This window comes from Polaromonas sp. P4_F4, assembly GCF_056401355.1.
Genome location: NZ_JBFUJO010000001.1, coordinates 301504 through 317989, shown reverse-complemented (window position 1 = coordinate 317989; position 16486 = coordinate 301504). Strand labels below are relative to the sequence as shown.

The following is a 16486-nucleotide window of genomic DNA, read 5'->3' as shown; positions in this document are numbered from 1 at the left end:
CGTAGGCGATCATCCGCCGCCCAATTCCCCGCGCAGCGACTCGACCACCCCCCGGAACTCCTCGCGGTTGTGCTCGCTCAGCCCCGAGAGCGCCTCGTGCGCGTGCAGAATCCGCTCACGCCACGCCGCCGGGTCGTCGTGCCGGGTGCTCAGCGCGTAGAGCTCGGGCACGGCGGTAATGTCCTCGCGGATGCCGGCCAGCACCCTATCCATGCTCAGCTCTTCGAAGAGCGCGCGCACCGCAGGCGTCACCCCCGCGAGCACCACGCGGCCCCGGCCGACCAACTCGTGCACCGTGCCGAGGCAGGTGCTGTCCAGGTAGTCGCAGCCGGAGAGGTCCAGCACCAGCGGCCGCCCCTCCTCCAGTACGGCACGCGCGGTTTCGTAGAAGGCGTCGCAGTGCATCCAGGTGGCCCGGCCGCGCAGCGCGAGGTGCACGGCGTCCTCCGTCTCCCCGTAGAAGACGACCTCGCCGCCCGGCCGCGCCGCGCCCGAGCCGGCCAGGTTGGGGCTCGCGGCGCCGTTGTCGAACGAGGAGAGGCCGGCGTGCGCGTCGATCAGGAGGAGGGTCACGTCGTCCGGGTCCGGGTCCGCGGCGGCGCCACCGCGCAGCTCTCCCAGCATCTCCTGCGCGCCGGAGAGCGGCATGGAGAGCACCCGCTTGAGCCGTTCCAGCTCCTGCTCCGTCCCCGACGGGAGGAGCCCATCGGTGTAGAGGAGCATTCGATCGCCCGGCGCCAGCTGGAGCCGCTCCTCCTGGAAGCGCGCATCCAGCGCCAGCCCCAGCGCCGGCCCCGTGCGCCGGATCAGGCGCGTCTCCCGGCCCTCGCGCACGTGCAGCACGGGCGGGTGCCCCGCGGAGGCCAGCGTCACGCTACCCTCCACCGTGTCGAGCAGGCCAAAGACGGCGGTCACAAAGAGCCCCGGCGCCTCGATCGACTGGCAGAGCGCGCGGTTCACCGCGTCCAGCACCGCCGCCGGCGCCAGTGCGCGGCCCGTTTCCGGGTCCACCAGTACCAGCCGCTGCTTGAACAGCACCGAGAGCATCGCCGAGGTGACGCCGTGACCGGTGGCGTCCGCCAGGTAGAAGGCCAGGTGCCGCTCGCCGAGACGGACCACGTCATAGAGGTCGCCGCCCACGTGCTGTCCCGGCCGGTAGACTGCCTGGACGCAGTAGCTCTCCACCAGCGGCGGGCTGCCCGGCAGAAGCGCACGCTGGATCACCTCCGCCCGCTCCAGGTCGCGCCGCAGCAGCTCCGACTTTTCCTCCAGCTCTTGCACCTTTCGCTGCAGCTCCGCGTGCAGCCGCGCCTGCTCCGCCAGCAGCCGCCGCCGCTCCAGCGCGTTGCGCACCGAGACCTCCAGCTCTTCCATCCGCGGCGGCTTCGCCAGGAAGTCGAACGCCCCGAGCCGGATCGCCGCCACCGCCGAGTCGAAGGTGTCCAGCCCGGAGAGGACGATCCAGATGGTGCCCGGCGCCGCCTCGCGCCCCCAGCGCAGCAGCTCCAGCCCGTTCATCCTGGGCATCATGATGTCCGTCAGAACCAGCGCAACATCCGGGTGCTCGCGCAAAATCGCTTGCGCCGCGATCCCGTCGGCGGCCTCCAGTACCGGAGCGCAGCCGAGGCGCTCCAGCGCCCGCTTCATCAGGAGGCGGGTCACCGGCAGGTCGTCCACCACCAGCGCGAGGGGGGCGGCGTCGGGAGTCATGGGATACGGGGATAACGGGGGTAACGGGGGTAGGGGGCGCAGGCCGTGTGTCGCACATGCCGTGCGGCGCCCTGTTGTTCTTCTTTTTCTTCTATACGCATCATCGGTTTCCTCCTCGTTGATCGAGTTGCCGCTGCCGTATTGGGATTGGAGGTCCCGCGCCGTATTATTGTCTCTGCACTGCCTGGCGGCAACTGCAGATTGATGCGCCGGTGAGTTCTTCTCGCTATTAAAAGTAGCTTATGGCGACCATCCCACGAGACTGCAGCCAGATGTAACCCCGGAGGGTCGGCAAAGTTACAAACTGGGTTGACTGTCACCTTAAACTTGGTCCATGACCCCGGCCCTCCACCGCGCAGCCACTTTCGCCACTGAACAGGCCCGCCGCCTGATGGGTGCCGTCAGGCGGCATCCCGTGCGGGCGGCTTTGGTGCTGCCCGTACTCATGCTGCTGTACGTGCTGGTGTTGATTCCGTTCACGCCCGGCATTGGCGACCTGCGCAAGGCCAAGTCTGAAGCTCCCTCGGTGCTGCTGGCATCTGACGGCACGGTGCTGGCCGAATACAAACGCATCAACCGGCAGTGGGTCACCCTGGACAAGATTTCGCCCTATGTGGTGAACGCCTTGATCGCCACCGAAGACCACCGCTTTTATGAGCACCACGGCATTGACTTTCGCCGCACGGCTGGGGCGGTGCTCAGCACTTTGTCGGGCAACCTGCAGGGTGGCTCGACCATCACGCAGCAGCTGGCGCGCAACCTTTACCCTGAAGAAATCGGCCGCGCCGCCAGCATCACGCGCAAGGTCAAGGAGGCGATCACCGCGCTGAAGATCGAGGCGGTGTATTCCAAGCGCGAGATCCTCGAGACCTATCTCAACACCGTGCCATTTCTCTACAACGCCTTCGGCATCGAAATGGCCGCGCGCACTTATTTCGACAAGTCGGCCGACAAGCTCGACGTGCTGGAGAGCGCGACGCTGATCGGCATGCTCAAGGGCACGAGTTACTACAACCCGGTGTTGAATCCGGAGCGCGCCGTGCAGCGCCGCAACCTGGTGCTGGCGCAGATGGCCAAACACGGCAAGCTCGACCCGGCCCGGGTTGAAGCGCTGGCCAGGCGGCCGCTGCGGCTGGACTTTGAGCGGCAGACCGAGGCGCTGGGCCCGGCGCCGCACGTGGCCCAGCATTTGCGCAAATGGCTGATTGCCTGGGCCGACCACAGGGGTTTCGACATTCATGCAGACGGCCTGCGGGTGCGCACCACGCTTGACGCCAAGATCCAGAAGGCGGCCAACCAGGCGGTGGCGCGGCAGATGGCGCAACTGCAAACGCTGGCAGACGGCCGGCGCAAGGCGGGGCAGGAGCGTCCCGTGCTGCAGGCCGGCTTCCTCGCGCTCGACCCGCGCAACGGCGCCGTGCGGGCCTGGGTGGGCAGCCGCGACTTTGCGCAGGAGCAGTTTGACCATGTGAGCCAGGCGCGGCGCCAGCCGGGCTCGACCTTCAAGCCCTTTGTCTATGGCGCGGCCTTCATGCTGGGGCTGGACCCGCTGGACACCCTGATTGACCAGCCTGTGGCCATCTCGCAGCAAGGCGGCGAGGTGTGGACGCCCAGCGATGCGACGCCGCCCACCGGCCTGCCCACCACCCTGCGCGACGGGCTGGTGTATTCCAAAAACACCATCACGGCCCAGCTGATGCAGAAAGTGGGGCCCGCCAAAGTAGGGGCGCTGGCGCAGGCCATGGGGGTGCGGCAGAGCAAGCTGGACCTGGTGCCGTCACTCGCGCTGGGCACCAGCCCCGTCACGCTGCTGGAGATGGTTACCGCCTACGGCACCATTGCCAATGGCGGCAGCTACATGTCGCCGGTGCTGGTGCTGCGGGTGGAAGACCGCAACGGCCGGCTACTCGAACAGTTCGAGCCCGTCAGGGAGCGCGAGTTGGCCATGCCGCGTGCGCAGGCGCTGACCCTGGTGAACGCCATGCGGGGAGTGATTGACGAGGGCACGGGCGTGGCCATTCGCCAGCGCTATGGCATCCAGGCCGACGTGGCCGGCAAGACCGGCACCACGCAAGACAACACCGACGGCTGGTTCATCATGATGAACCCGCAACTGGTGGCGGGCGCCCGGGTCGGCTTTAACGACAACAGCGTGACGATGGGCGCCTGGGGGCAGGGCGCCCGCAGCGCGCTGCCCATGGTGGGCGAAGTTTTTCAGCAAGGGTTTCGCAACCGCTGGCTAGACCAGAACGCCGAATTCGACATTCCGCGCCCGCGGCCCGCTCCGCCGGCGCAGGCGCCGATCGTGGAGATCATGAATGGCTTGTTTGGCAGGATTTTCCGGCAGTTGCAGGGGAATTGACCAAAATTGCTACCAAAAATGTAGCTGGCTAACAAGTAAGCAACGCCTTCGAACTGCACACTCAACAACGAACAACGCCGCGTTATTGCGCAGTGAAGCAGTAGTTCGATTCGGTTGACCTGAAATCCAATATGATGGAAAATAATTCCATCATGAAAGAACAAAAGTCAGCCAGCTTGAACGACCGCATTGCGCAGCGCGTGCGGGATTTGCGGGCAGCTCGCAGCCTCTCGCTTGATGCCCTGGCCACGCACTGTGGGGTTAGCCGCTCCATGATCTCGCTGATTGAGCGGGGCGAAAGCAGTCCAACCGCCGTGCTGCTTGAGAAACTGGCGACGGGTCTGAACGTTCCGCTGGCATCACTGTTCGAGGCACCCCAGCCCACCCAAGATCCCGTGGCGCGTTTGGCCGACCAGCTGTCGTGGCGGGATCCCCATTCCGGCTATGTACGAAGAAACGTATCTCCCAGCGGCGTTGCCTCGCCCATCCAGATCGTTGAGGTGTCGTTTCCCGCCAAAGCGCGTGTGGCCTACGAAACCGGCGCCCGGGAGCCACAGATTCACCAGCAGGTGTGGGTGCTCGAGGGCTCCATCGAAGTCACTGTGGGTGACGACCAGCATCGGCTTGGCACCGGCGACTGCCTGGCGCTGGTGCTGGACCGCCCTGTGAGCTACCACAACCCCACTCGCAAGACCGCGCGCTATGCCGTCGTGATCACCACTTTGCCTTCATCCGTTGCCGCCTTCTGGAAATGACATGTCAATGAACACCCCAGTCCCCACCCCCCGCATTCGCCGGCTGTTGGCCGTGACCGACGCACAGGTGCAGGCGCTGGCCGAACTGCTGATCGACTGTGTCGACGGTGGCGCATCGGTGAGCTACATGCTCCCCTTGTCCATGCCCAAGGCGCTGGCGTTCTGGCGCCGCGTGGCGGATGGCGTAGCGCAGGGCGAACGCGGCCTGTTGGTGGCCGAAGATGCCGACGGCATCGTGGGGACTGTGCAACTGGTGCTGGACCAACCCGAAAATCAACCGCACCGCGCTGATGTGTCGAAGATGCTGGTGTACCGCCGGGCCCGGCGCCAGGGGCTGGGTGCGCTGTTGATGCAAGCGGCCGAGCAACTGGGGCGCGAGTGCGGCAAGTCACTGCTGGTGCTCGACACCGCGAGCGGCGATGCCGAGCGGCTTTATGCCCGGCTCGGCTGGCAGCGTTGCGGCGTGATTCCCGGCTACGCGCTGCTGCCGCACGGGGGGCTGTGCGACACCACCTACTTCTATCGGGTGTTGGACAGCTGAGCCTCGGCTGGTGCCAATCACCCGCTTGCCCGACATGCCCGACTTGCAGCCTGCTTGCGTGCACAATGGCAACCCATGCTGATTCACCCTCAAATCAATCCCGTTGCCCTGCAACTCGGCCCACTGGCGATTCACTGGTATGGCCTGACTTACCTGGCGGCTTTTGGCCTGTTTTTTTTCCTGGCGACCCGGCGTCTCCGGCATGAACCCTATGCCTCCATCACCGGCCCCGGCGCCTGGTCGCGCAAGGACATCGAAGACATCCTGTTCCTGGGCGTCATGGGTGTCGTCGTCGGGGGGCGCCTGGGCTACTGTCTTTTCTACAAGCCGGGCTACTACCTGGCGCACCCGCTCGAAATTCTGGCGGTCTGGCAGGGCGGCATGAGCTTTCATGGCGGCATGCTGGGCGTGCTGGTGTCGCAGCTCTGGTTTGCGCGCACGCGCCAGCGGCCCTGGCTGCAGGTCATGGACTTCGTAGCGCCCTGCGTGCCCACGGGGCTGGCGGCGGGGAGGGTGGGTAACTTCATCAATGGCGAGTTGTGGGGGCGTTTCAGCTCGCCTGATTTACCGTGGGGCATGGTGTTCAGGAATAGCGGCTCCATGCTGCCGCGCCACCCGTCGCAGGTCTACCAGTTCCTGCTGGAAGGGCTGTTGCTGTTTGTGCTGCTGTGGCTGTATGCGCGCAAACCGCGCAAGATGGGGCAGGTCTCCGGGGCCTTCCTGGTGGGCTATGGCGTGTTCCGCTTTATCGCCGAGTTTTTCCGCGAGCCGGACGACTTTCTCGGCATTCTGGCCCTCGGCATGAGCATGGGCCAGTGGCTTTGTGTGCCCATGATCGCTGCTGGCGCCTGGCTGTGGTGGTGGGCTTCGCAGCGGGCTGCTTCGGCGCCGGCGGCACGGTCTGAGTGGCCTGAGTAGGGTGAACGGGCCCTAGTCTCCCGCCTCGCGCGAGAAGGCCGGCGCGACCGGTCAGCCGGTTTGCGCCGGCTGTTGCTTTTTGGGTCGCAGGGGGGCAGACTGATATGCGGGGTACCGATTTCGCCGCCCGTTGCCAGGGGGCTGAAAGCGAGCGCAGCGATGAAAGAAAAAGAACTTCGGTTGGCCGTCGTTTTCTTCGGCGGCGTATCGCTGGCGATTTACCAGCACGGTATTAATCGCGAAATCCTCAATCTGGTCAGAGCGTCAAAAATCTGCCACAGGGATAAATCCTATGAAAGCGACGAGACATCAGCATCTGCAGCGTCTGCAGCGTCTGGCTTTCACGACTATTACCCTGATGAGCCGGAAAGCTCGACCGGAGACATTTACCTTGAATTTCTGGAAACCCTTGGGCGGGAGATTGATCTTCGGGTCATCGTCGACGTCATAGCGGGAGCCTCCGCGGGAGGCATCAACGGCGTGGCCCTGGCTACGGCGCTGGCCCATGACCTGAGTCTGGCGCCTATCACGGACATGTGGCTGACCGATGCCGACATGCTCAATCTGTTGGCGCCTGAGGCCAGGGCGCGACTCTGGAGTAAGTGGTATTTTTGGCCGCTCATGCGTCCCCTGCTTACCCGGCTCGACCGCGAGGGCTTGCTACCCGGGAAGGCCGACGCTGAAATGAAGGAGCGGGTCTCGATTTTCCTGCGCTCTCGCTGGTTCAAGCCTCCGCTTGACGGTCGCCGCATGACCGCGCTGATGCTGGATGGCCTGGTGGCGATGGGGAAAACCGGCTCGGCTTCGGAGTCGCTGTTGCCCACGGGAGCCAGGCTTGACCTTCTGGTCACCGTGACCGATTTCAGAGGGCTGGACCGGCCCATCTTCATCCATGATCCGCCGGTTGCGCATGAAAGGGAGCATCGCCACGTTCTTCGCTTCAGCCTGGACCATCGCAGAACCGGCCATCTGCAGAGCGATTTCGATGTTGATAATCTCCCGTCTCTTGCCTTTGCCGCCCGGGCGTCGGCTTCGTACCCCGGGGCCTTTCCGCCAGCGCAGATCCGCGAGATCGACGACATTCTGGCAGAACGCCGCAGGCCGTGGCCGGCGCGCACGCACTTCCTGGCGCGCAATTTCCGCAGGTACCTTGAGCAGGGAGAAAATCCCGAAGACGCGGTACTGGTCGATGGCAGCGTTCTCGACAACAAGCCCATCATGGCCTGTGTGGAGGCCATCCGCACCCATGGCGCTTTCCGTGAAGTGGATCGCCGCCTCGTCTTCATAGACCCTCACATCAGGCGCGAGAAAGCGGCGTCCGGCAATGGCGTTCCGGGTTTTTTCGCCACGTTGCGCGCGGCGCTCTCGGACCTGCCTCGTCACGATCCCGTTTACAACGAACTGGCCGTGATCAGCCGGTACAACCGGCAGGCCCGGCGCTTGAAGGCTGCCATCCTGGACGCGCGCTCCCATGTCGCGAGGATGATCGAGCAGATGACCGCGGGCGGTCTCAAAGGCAACTTCACGGCCGATGATTTGCGGCACTGGCGGCTCTCATCCATGAACCTCCTGTCCGGTACAGCGATTGTCTATGACGCCTGGGTGCGTTCTCTGGTCCTTGAGGGGCTGGACTTTCTCGTTCAGCTCATTGTCAGCGCCTGTCAGTACGCTGCCGATTCGCGGGACGCGCGCCAGATCCAGGAGATTGTCGAGGAGTGGGCCAGAAATCAGGGGGTCATCGCCGCTTCCTACTCCATGCCGGAACATGTTCATGAGTATTCCGAGTTGCCGAGCTTCGGAAAAATCATCGGGAATTTTGGTGTCATCTACAAAAAAAGGCGATTGAATTTTGTCTTGCATGAAATCAACGACCTCTACCAAAACATTGCAGCGGATGGCTCCGGTGCGACCGATCCGCAGTCGCTCGATCTGTTGAAAATAAAAGTACAAAAATGCATTGACGAGTTGTCGGTTTATGACGACATGAATTTTTTGAGTCGCCAGGCCGTTTCCATGTGCCGAAGGTTGTTCGTCGGCAGGTTTGCCCATGAAAAATTGAACATTGATTCTGGCGCGGTTGATTTTCTTGGCAAAGAAGACCTTGATGAAATCTCAAAGCTGGTTGAAAGGCTGGGCCAGGAGTGCGACATGGAGCGGACAATGGACAATACGGATGCCGTGCTGGCATCTCCCTTGCTCCTGCGTATGGCTGAGCGGTGGCGTGTTGCCATACTCACCGGCTATCTTGGCTACCTTTACTGGGACATCATCCTGCGCCCAACGGCCAGTGCCCTGTCACTGGATGCGGGCCCGATCGACGAGATTCTGATCGACCGCATCAGCCCCGAAGATTCGACCACCTTCGGGCTCCATGATCAGAAGAGTGTTCTGCAAGGCGGGTCATTCGCCGGCTTTGGCGGTTTTCTCAGCCGGTCGATCCGTGAAAATGACTATTTGTGGGGCCGGCTCCATGCGGTGGACCGGCTCTTCGATATTCTGGACGGCACGGTTCCGGCGAACAGGCGCGGCGATTTCGATATCGCCGCCCTGAAAAAACGTGCGTTCGGGAAGGTGCTTGAGGAGGAGGCCAAGCGGCTCAGGTTCGTCCCGGAGCTGCTGGCCCAACTCGGGGAGGCCGTTGCTCGCCTTTGATCCCTTTGACCCGGTCGCTATCCATGGGCGCCATCGCCACCGGTTGTCGACCATTCCCATCCTATTTTCTGGCGCCGGAGTGAGGTGAGGTGAGGGTTTGTCCGGATGAAACAAGACTTGCGGTCACGCGTCGACCTGTTCATAATTACGCGTAATTACATGAAATTACAGCCGTGATTTGCAGTGTTCATATCAACTCAGCCCAGAGGAACCCTTGCCATGCGTCTTGTCCAAAGTTCATTGCACCAGGAGGTCGCCGCCACCTTGCGCGAGCAGATATTTGCGGGCCAGTTCGCGCCGGGCAGCTTTCTGGATGAGGTTGCCCTGTGCGAGCGGCTGGAAATCTCCCGCACGCCGCTGCGCGAGGCTCTCAAGGTCTTGACCGCCGAAGGGTTGCTGCGCCATGAGCCGCGGCGCGGCTGCTTCGTCAATGAAGTGACCGAGCAGGATCTGGACGATATTTTCCCGGTGATCGCGCTGCTCGAAGGGCGCTGTGCCTATGAGGCGGCGCGCAATGCCAGCGATGCCGATCTGGCGGCACTCACGACGCTGCATGAGCGGCTGGCCAGCCACGCGCAGGCCGGCCGCATCACTGACTATTACGCGGCGAACTTCGCGATTCACGAGGCCATTATTTTGCTGGCCAACAACCGCTGGCTGGCGCAGGCGATTGCCGATTTGCGCAAGATTTTGAAGCTGGCACGCTTGCAGTCGCTGCAGGCGCCGGGCCGGCTGGCGCAAAGCCTGTCCGAGCACATGACCGTGTTTGCCGCGCTGAAAAGCCGCGACAGCGAAGGCGCCGAGGCCGCCATGCGCACCCATTTGACGCGCCAGCGCGAAGCCTTGCGCGAGTTGGCCCGCAACCAGCGTTCGCGGGTGGCCTCATGAGCGCGGCAGATTGGCTTAACCGTAGTGTGTCGCGTCTTGCGGGCGAGAAAAAAGCATCAAAAGCACCCGAAGTAGCCGTACCTAACCCGCAGGCTGCTCCTAAAAAGATAGCGGCTGCAACCTTGGCCGAGGCCTTGCCGGCAGGACGCTCGACCCGCGAGCGGCTCAAGGCCACGCTGCGGCAAAAGGAGGAAGCCCTGTCGCCGCGCGTCTTGCGCCGTACGCTGGAGGAGTTGAAGGCGATTGTGGATCCGCAGGTCAGCGAGGTCGAAGGTGGGCGCCGGGCCAAGGGCGTTGCGGGGTGGTACGCCAGCGCCGCCCTGAATGAGCGGCGCGACATGTGGCTCCTGATGAGCGAGCAGTTCGTCGCCGACGGGCAAAAAGTCAAACTCGCGCAAGCCCAGTTTGCCGCAGCTGTCGGAACCCCTGACGAGGCCGTGGCCGAGGTGCGCTATCGGCGTGCCACGGTGTCGCCGCGCAGGCGCCTGCTTCAGCGTTTCAGCGCGTTCCCCGAGGGGATCCGGTTTTTGGTGGATTTGCGCGCCGACATGCTGCCCTACCTGAAGGCCGACAAGCGCCTGCACGCCCTGGACGTCGAGATGGAATACATGTTCTCCACGTGGTTTGACGTGGGGTTCCTGGACTTGCGCCGCATCAGCTGGGATTCACCGGCATCCCTGATTGAAAAGCTGATCAAGTACGAGGCGGTGCACGACATCAAGAGCTGGGCCGATGTGAAGAACCGGCTTGATTCGGACCGCCGTTGCTACGGTTTTTTCCATCCCCGCCTGCCCGACGATCCGTTGATTTTTGTGGAAGTCGCGCTGGTCGATGCGATGGCCCATAGCATCACGCCGCTGCTTGACGAGTCGGCCGACGCAGTGGACGTGAACACGGCAACCACGGCGATTTTTTATTCCATCAGCAACACGCAGGTCGGCCTGCGTGGCGTGAGCTTTGGGGACTCGCTGATCAAGCGTGTCGTTGAGACCCTGAAGGAAGAATTTCCGCGGCTCAGGACGTTTGCCACGCTCTCGCCGATTCCGGGCTTTAGAAGCTGGCTGGGCAAGAACGCTGCGGCCATGCTGGAGAGTCTGGGCGAGAAGGAGCGTGTGGCACTGGGCCGTGCTGTCGGGTTTGAACCGCCGGGGGCAGGGCATTTTCTCAGCGCTGCAGAGGGCGCACTGGCTCTGCATGAAAAATCGCCGGTACGCCAGATGCTGCTGCACTGCGCGGCGCATTACCTGGGCCGCGCGCTGGACGACGGCAAATCGATCGATGCGGTAGCGCGCTTTCACCTCGGCAACGGTGCCCGCGTTGAGCGGCTCAACTGGGCCGGTGATCCATCGCCCAAAGGGCTCAAGCAGTCCTATGGTCTCATGGTGAATTACCTCTACGATCTCAAGCGCCTGGACAAGCACCGCGCCATGCTTGCGCAGGGGAAAATCCCCGTATCAGGTGACGTGGAAGATTTGTATATTTGAATGTGTACTTAACATTGATTCCGGATTTCTGATTTCAACAACGACAGGAGACAAAAAATGACATTCAGCCTTGGGCTAAAGGGTTCGCGGCGCGACGTGCTGCGCGCCACGGCTGCCAGCGTTGCCTTATTTGCCATCAACAGCCGTGCCCAGTCGGGCTGGCCGACCAAACCGGTCACGGTGATCGTGCCTTTCCCGGCCGGTGGCGGTACCGATGCGTTTGCCCGGCCGCTGTCGGGTCAGTTTTCCAAGCTCACCGGCAAGCAGCTCATCATCGACAACCGCGGTGGCGCCGGCGGCACGCTGGGCGCCAGCATTGCAGCGAAAGCACAGCCTGATGGTTACACCCTGTTCATGGGCGCAGTGCACCACACCATTGCGCCTTCCATGTATCCCAAGCTGGACTACGACCTCGAGAAGGATTTTGTGCCGCTTGCCCTGATGGCCAACGTGCCGCAGGTGGTGGTGGTCAATCCAAAGCGGGCAGAGGCGCAAAACATCAAGGCCTTCATCGAGTACGCCCGCAAGAATCCCGGCAAGCTCAACTACGGCTCCGCCGGCGCCGGCACCTCCCATCACCTGGCCGGCGAGCTGTTCAAGCAGCAGACCAAGACCTTCATCACGCACATTCCTTACCGGGGTGCCGGCCCGGCCTTGCAGGACCTGATTTCCGGCAATGTGGACATGATGTTCGACGGCCTGGGTTCGTCTGCAGCCCACATCAAGGGCGGCCGCATCAAGGCCTTGATGGTGTCGGGCAGCAAGCGCAATCCGGCTTTTCCGGATGTTCCCTGCGCCGCCGAGGTGGGCCTGCCGGACTACACCGTGACCACGTGGTACGGCATGTGGGCGCCGAAAGGGACGCCTCCCGATATCCAGGCACGCATCGTGGAAGACCTGCGCAAGGCTGCAGCGACCGACGAACTCAAGGCCATCTGGGCCAGCAACGGTGCGGAGTTTGGCAACCTGACGCCGCAGCAGTTTGGTGCTTTTGTCCACTCGGAAATCAAGCGTTGGGCGGATGTGGTGAAAACCTCGGGCGCCAAGCTCGAATAGGTATGACCCCCACGCTTTTCACTTCGTGTAATGCGCGAGGCCTTGCAGGCCGCGGCTCGCCAGACGCTTCGCCTCTGTCGCCTGTCCAAACCTGCTCAAGCAGGTTCGGAGCCGCAGGCTCCAGCCCCTTGGGGGCTAATTTTCCTAGGGGCGGCCCGTCGGAAAATTGCATGTTTCCCACACTTTTCATACGATGAGCGGCGCCATTTTTCTGGAGAGGCAGGGCCCGGTTGCGACAGTGACCCTGTCGCACCCCGGCAAGCTCAATGCCATGTCGCGAGCCATGTGGGGCGAGTTGCGGGCTGCGTTCGAGCAGCTCCAGCGCGGCCATGATGTGACTTGCGTGCTGATATGCGGCCAACGTGTGCCAGCCAGCTCAGAAGACGCCGGCCACTTTTGCGCGGGGGGCGATATCTCTGAATATGCTGATTTCCGGTTCGATGAAGCCAGCCTGCGCGACTTCCATGAAAACGACGTATGGGGCGGCCTGCGTGCCATGCTTGACTGCGACATTCCCATCGTTGCCCAGATCGAGGGCAACTGCATGGGGGCCGGAATGGAAATTGCCAGTTGCTGCGACATCCGCATCGCCAGCGAGACGGCCCGCTTTGGCGCGCCGATTGCCAAACTGGGTTTTCCCATGGCCCCGCGCGAGGCGGCGCTGGTGATGCGCGCTGCCGGCGAGCTGACGGCTCGCGAAATGCTGCTGTCGGCAGCCGTGCTGGACGCGGCCGAGATGAAGCAGCGCGGTTTCCTCAGCCAGGTCGTGCCGGCGGGTGAAGTCGCCCGGGCGGCTCTGGCGTATGCGGCTCGTATCAGCCAGCTGGCACCTCAGGCGGCGCGTCTGAACAAGCAGACTTTCAGGGCGTTGGTGCCTGCCGCTGATCCATCGGTTGCTGCAAATTTAATAGCGAGTGCCTATGCTTACGCGGCCGCGGCCGAACACCGCGAGGGCGTGATGGCCTTTGTTGAAAAGCGCCAGCCCCGATTCGCTTGCTGAACTTTCTGAACTTTTTGAATCCTCAACCTTCGACAGCCTGATCCATGAAAAACCATAACCTGTTTGCTGCGCTGCGCGCCGCGTTTCCCGCCTCGCTGGATGAAGTGGCCCTTGAAACCGACAACGGCCTGACCTACTCGTGGCGTGACCTGGAGCGCGCCACGGCGATGATGGCCAACCTTCTCCAGTCGCTGGGCCTGCCGGACGGCGCCCGGGTGGCGGTGCAGGTTGAAAAATCCGTCGAAGCGCTGATGCTTTACCTGGCGACGCTGCGTGCCGGCTATGTGTTTTTGCCGCTCAACACGGCCTACCAGAGCGCAGAAATCGAGTACTTCATCGGCAATGCGGAGCCGGCTGTCGTGGTGTGCAGCAGCAAGAATTTCGGCTGGGTCAGCAAAATCGCTTTCAAGGCGGGCACGCAAAATGTCTTCACGCTGGACGACGACCGCACCGGTTCCCTGCTGGAGCGCGCCGCGCATTGCAGCGACCGGCACGACATCGCCGTGAAAAAGCCGGGCGACCTGGCGGCCATTCTCTACACCAGCGGCACCACCGGGCGCAGCAAGGGTGCCATGCTGTCGCATGGCAACATGCTCAGCAATGCGCTGGTCCTGAAGGACTACTGGGGCTGGAAGAAGGGCGATGTGCTGATTCATGCCTTGCCCATCTTTCACGTGCACGGCCTTTTTGTGGCCGTCCACGGCGCGCTGATCAACGGTAGCAAGATGATCTGGCTGTCCAAATTCGACCCCCGGCTGGTCGTGAAAAAACTTCCCGAGGCCACTGTGTTCATGGGGGTTCCCACGCTCTATGTACGCCTGCTCGCCGAGCCGGGACTCGATCGCGAGGCTTGCCGCAACATGCGCCTCTTCGTGGCGGGTTCGGCGCCGCTGCTCATTGAAACTTTCAACGCGTGGCAGCAGCGCACCGGGCATACCATTCTCGAGCGCTACGGCATGTCCGAAACGGCCATGCTCACCTCGAATCCGTACGAGGGCGGCGAGAGGCGCGGCGGCACCGTGGGGCTGGCGCTGCCGGGCGTGAGCCTGCGGGTGCAGGGCGAAGATGACAGGCCGGTGCCGGTTGGCGAAATCGGTGCCATTCAGGTCAAGGGGCCGAATGTTTTCCAGGGCTACTGGCGCATGCCCGAGAAAACGAAGGAAGAGTTCACGCCCGACGGCTACTTCAAAACCGGCGATGTGGGGAAAATTGACGAGCGCGGCTACATCACCATCGTCGGGCGCAGCAAGGACCTGATCATCAGTGGGGGCTACAACGTCTACCCGGCCGAGATTGAAGGCTACATCAACGACATGCCGGGCGTGGCCGAGAGTGCGCTGGTCGGCGTGCCGCACCCTGATTTCGGGGAGGTCGGTGTCGCCATCGTCGTTCCCAAGCCTGGCGTCTCGCTGGACGCCGGCCAGATCATCGCCGGCCTGAAATCCCGGCTGGCCAACTTCAAGATTCCCAAGCGCTGCTTCATCGCCAGCGAACTGCCCCGCAACACCATGGGGAAAGTCCAGAAGAACGTATTGCGCGACCAGCAAAAAGGCCTGTTTTCCTGAGACTGCCCGTTCAGGCTGCCGCATTGGGAGGGTCGCGCCGCAGCGGCAGGTCGGTGCAGCGGGCCGGTGAGCCCGACTGGCGGAGCCTGAGCCGGGCAATGAAGACCGGAAGGTGGAGTATTTGGGGGACGGCTATGGCATGCTGCAACTGGTACGGCTTTTGCATCACGCCGGAGGCATCCGGAGCGGGGCCGGCGCTGCCAGGAACGGCCCGGATGCGGTTTACCCGACAAACCGCTCTTATACAATCTGCGGCTGGCTGGCCTGTGCATCCTGTGGCGCCAGCGCCGCGTGTGTTTACCTTCTGTTGTTACCTTTCCTGACGGAGCCCGGACATGATAAGAAAGCATTTGTGGATTTTTGCCTTTTCCGCAGTGGCACTGAGTGCCTGCGGCAAAAAGGAGGAGGCCCCTGCAGTGGCAACGCCGGCCGCCCCGGCCAGCGCGGCTGTGGCGGTGAACACCGAGGAGAAGGTACTCAACGTCTACAACTGGCCGGACTACGTCGCCAAGGACATGGTGGCGAACTTCGAGAAGGAAACGGGCATCAAGGTCAACTACCAGACCTTTGAAAACAACGAAGCCCTGCACGCCAAGCTGGTGGCCGGCAATACCGGTTACGACATCGTCGTGCCTGGCGCCGTGTTTGCCAAGCCGCAAATTGATGGCGGGCTGCTGATGAAGCTGGACAAGTCCAAGATCGGCAACTATGGCAACCTCGACTCGTCCATCATGGAAAAGCTGAACACCATTGACCCGGGCAACGCCTACCTGGTGCCCTGGGCCTGGAGCTTCACCACCGTGGGCATCAACAAAGCCAAGGTTGCCAAGGCGCTGGGCTCAACGCCCATGCCTGAAAACGCCTGGGAATTGGTGTTCAACCCGGTCTATACGGCCAAGCTCAAGTCCTGCGGCATCGCCTTTCTGGATTCGCCGACCGAGGTGATTCCCCCGGCCATGCACTATTTGGGCAAGAACGCCTATTCGAACGATGCGGCCGACCACAAGGCCGCAGCCGCCATGCTGGCCAAGGTACGTCCGCACATCCGCATGTTCTCCAGCACCATGATTGATGACCTGGCCGGCGGCAAAGCCTGTGTGGCGCTGGCCTGGGCGGGGGACATCAACATCGCCCGCGGCCGCGCGCTTGAAAACAAGAGCGGCAACGAGGTCCAGGCGCTGCTGCCGAGCACCGGCGGCCTGATTTTCTTTGACACCCTGGCCATTCCCAAGGATGCCAAGCACCCCAACAACGCGTTGGCGTTCATCAACTATTCGCTGCGCCCCGAAGTGTCTGCTTCGCTGACCAATGAGCTGGGCTACGCCACGGCCAACAAGGCCAGCCTGGCGAACGTCAAGCCGGAAATCGCCCAGGACAAAGCGGTGTTCCCCGATGCCGCCAACCTGCAGAAAATGGTCTCTCCCGCAAGCTTCAGCAACGAAGCGCGCGAATCCATGAGCAACGTCTTCACCCTGTTCAAAAAGGGTAGTTGAGTTTTCGGGCCACGCCCCTTGGGCTGGCTGATCAGGCTGTGTATGCGACCCAGCATGCACAG

General features: G+C 62.8%; 12 protein-coding genes. 11 read left to right on the top strand and 1 reads right to left on the bottom strand.

Annotation, left to right across the window (positions count from 1 at the left end; all coding sequences use genetic code 11):
* Window positions 1-9: 9 nt before the first annotated feature.
* Entirely contained in the window at window positions 10-1710 is a 1701-nt protein-coding gene (locus AC1DUR_RS01525) for a SpoIIE family protein phosphatase (protein WP_477717023.1), read from the bottom strand.
* Between the two features lie 334 nt (window positions 1711-2044).
* On the opposite strand from AC1DUR_RS01525, the gene AC1DUR_RS01520 reads away from it, so the two are divergent.
* From AC1DUR_RS01520 to AC1DUR_RS01470, 11 genes are all read left to right on the top strand, one after another.
* Window positions 2045-4072: a penicillin-binding protein 1A gene (locus tag AC1DUR_RS01520; protein WP_477717022.1), complete on the top strand. Its 2028-nt coding sequence runs from the start codon at window positions 2045-2047 to the stop codon at window positions 4070-4072.
* 152 nt (window positions 4073-4224) lie between these two features.
* The gene (locus tag AC1DUR_RS01515; protein WP_477717021.1) at window positions 4225-4827 is read left to right on the top strand and encodes a helix-turn-helix domain-containing protein; all 603 of its coding nucleotides are present in this window, start codon (window positions 4225-4227) and stop codon (window positions 4825-4827) included.
* A gap of 1 nt (window position 4828) precedes the next feature.
* Window positions 4829-5368: an N-acetyltransferase family protein gene (locus tag AC1DUR_RS01510; RefSeq protein WP_477717020.1), complete on the top strand. Its 540-nt coding sequence runs from the start codon at window positions 4829-4831 to the stop codon at window positions 5366-5368.
* A gap of 75 nt (window positions 5369-5443) precedes the next feature.
* Entirely contained in the window at window positions 5444-6286 is an 843-nt protein-coding gene (gene lgt / locus AC1DUR_RS01505) for a prolipoprotein diacylglyceryl transferase (RefSeq protein WP_477717019.1), read from the top strand.
* A 159-nt stretch (window positions 6287-6445) separates the two neighbouring features.
* The gene (locus AC1DUR_RS01500) at window positions 6446-8938 is read left to right on the top strand and encodes a patatin-like protein (protein ID WP_477717018.1); all 2493 of its coding nucleotides are present in this window, start codon (window positions 6446-6448) and stop codon (window positions 8936-8938) included.
* A 219-nt stretch (window positions 8939-9157) separates the two neighbouring features.
* A complete protein-coding gene (locus AC1DUR_RS01495; protein WP_477717017.1) occupies window positions 9158-9826 on the top strand; it encodes a GntR family transcriptional regulator in 669 nt (222 codons plus the stop codon).
* Complete coding sequence (locus AC1DUR_RS01490) at window positions 9823-11310, top strand: malonyl-CoA decarboxylase (RefSeq protein ID WP_477717016.1); 1488 nt, start codon at window positions 9823-9825, stop codon at window positions 11308-11310. Before AC1DUR_RS01495 ends, AC1DUR_RS01490 begins: the two co-directional genes overlap by 4 nt.
* A gap of 57 nt (window positions 11311-11367) precedes the next feature.
* A complete protein-coding gene (locus AC1DUR_RS01485; protein ID WP_477717015.1) occupies window positions 11368-12366 on the top strand; it encodes a Bug family tripartite tricarboxylate transporter substrate binding protein in 999 nt (332 codons plus the stop codon).
* 193 nt (window positions 12367-12559) lie between these two features.
* Entirely contained in the window at window positions 12560-13366 is an 807-nt protein-coding gene (locus tag AC1DUR_RS01480) for an enoyl-CoA hydratase/isomerase family protein (protein WP_477717014.1), read from the top strand.
* A 44-nt stretch (window positions 13367-13410) separates the two neighbouring features.
* Window positions 13411-14931, top strand: a complete 1521-nt coding sequence (locus tag AC1DUR_RS01475; RefSeq protein WP_477717013.1) for a malonate--CoA ligase — start codon at window positions 13411-13413, stop codon at window positions 14929-14931.
* A 335-nt stretch (window positions 14932-15266) separates the two neighbouring features.
* The gene (locus AC1DUR_RS01470; protein ID WP_477717012.1) at window positions 15267-16424 is read left to right on the top strand and encodes an extracellular solute-binding protein; all 1158 of its coding nucleotides are present in this window, start codon (window positions 15267-15269) and stop codon (window positions 16422-16424) included.
* Window positions 16425-16486 lie beyond the last annotated feature (62 nt).

Bases quoted from the DNA above. Each gene is read 5' to 3' on its own strand.
- AC1DUR_RS01525 (WP_477717023.1), bottom strand. From the start codon at position 1,710: ATGACTCCCGACGCCGCCCCCCTCGCGCTGGTGGTGGACGACCTGCCG.
- AC1DUR_RS01520 (WP_477717022.1), top strand. From the start codon at position 2,045: ATGACCCCGGCCCTCCACCGCGCAGCCACTTTCGCCACTGAACAGGCC.
- AC1DUR_RS01515 (WP_477717021.1), top strand. From the start codon at position 4,225: ATGAAAGAACAAAAGTCAGCCAGCTTGAACGACCGCATTGCGCAGCGC.
- AC1DUR_RS01510 (WP_477717020.1), top strand. From the start codon at position 4,829: ATGTCAATGAACACCCCAGTCCCCACCCCCCGCATTCGCCGGCTGTTG.
- lgt (WP_477717019.1), top strand. From the start codon at position 5,444: ATGCTGATTCACCCTCAAATCAATCCCGTTGCCCTGCAACTCGGCCCA.
- AC1DUR_RS01500 (WP_477717018.1), top strand. From the start codon at position 6,446: ATGAAAGAAAAAGAACTTCGGTTGGCCGTCGTTTTCTTCGGCGGCGTA.
- AC1DUR_RS01495 (WP_477717017.1), top strand. From the start codon at position 9,158: ATGCGTCTTGTCCAAAGTTCATTGCACCAGGAGGTCGCCGCCACCTTG.
- AC1DUR_RS01490 (WP_477717016.1), top strand. From the start codon at position 9,823: ATGAGCGCGGCAGATTGGCTTAACCGTAGTGTGTCGCGTCTTGCGGGC.
- AC1DUR_RS01485 (WP_477717015.1), top strand. From the start codon at position 11,368: ATGACATTCAGCCTTGGGCTAAAGGGTTCGCGGCGCGACGTGCTGCGC.
- AC1DUR_RS01480 (WP_477717014.1), top strand. From the start codon at position 12,560: ATGAGCGGCGCCATTTTTCTGGAGAGGCAGGGCCCGGTTGCGACAGTG.
- AC1DUR_RS01475 (WP_477717013.1), top strand. From the start codon at position 13,411: ATGAAAAACCATAACCTGTTTGCTGCGCTGCGCGCCGCGTTTCCCGCC.
- AC1DUR_RS01470 (WP_477717012.1), top strand. From the start codon at position 15,267: ATGATAAGAAAGCATTTGTGGATTTTTGCCTTTTCCGCAGTGGCACTG.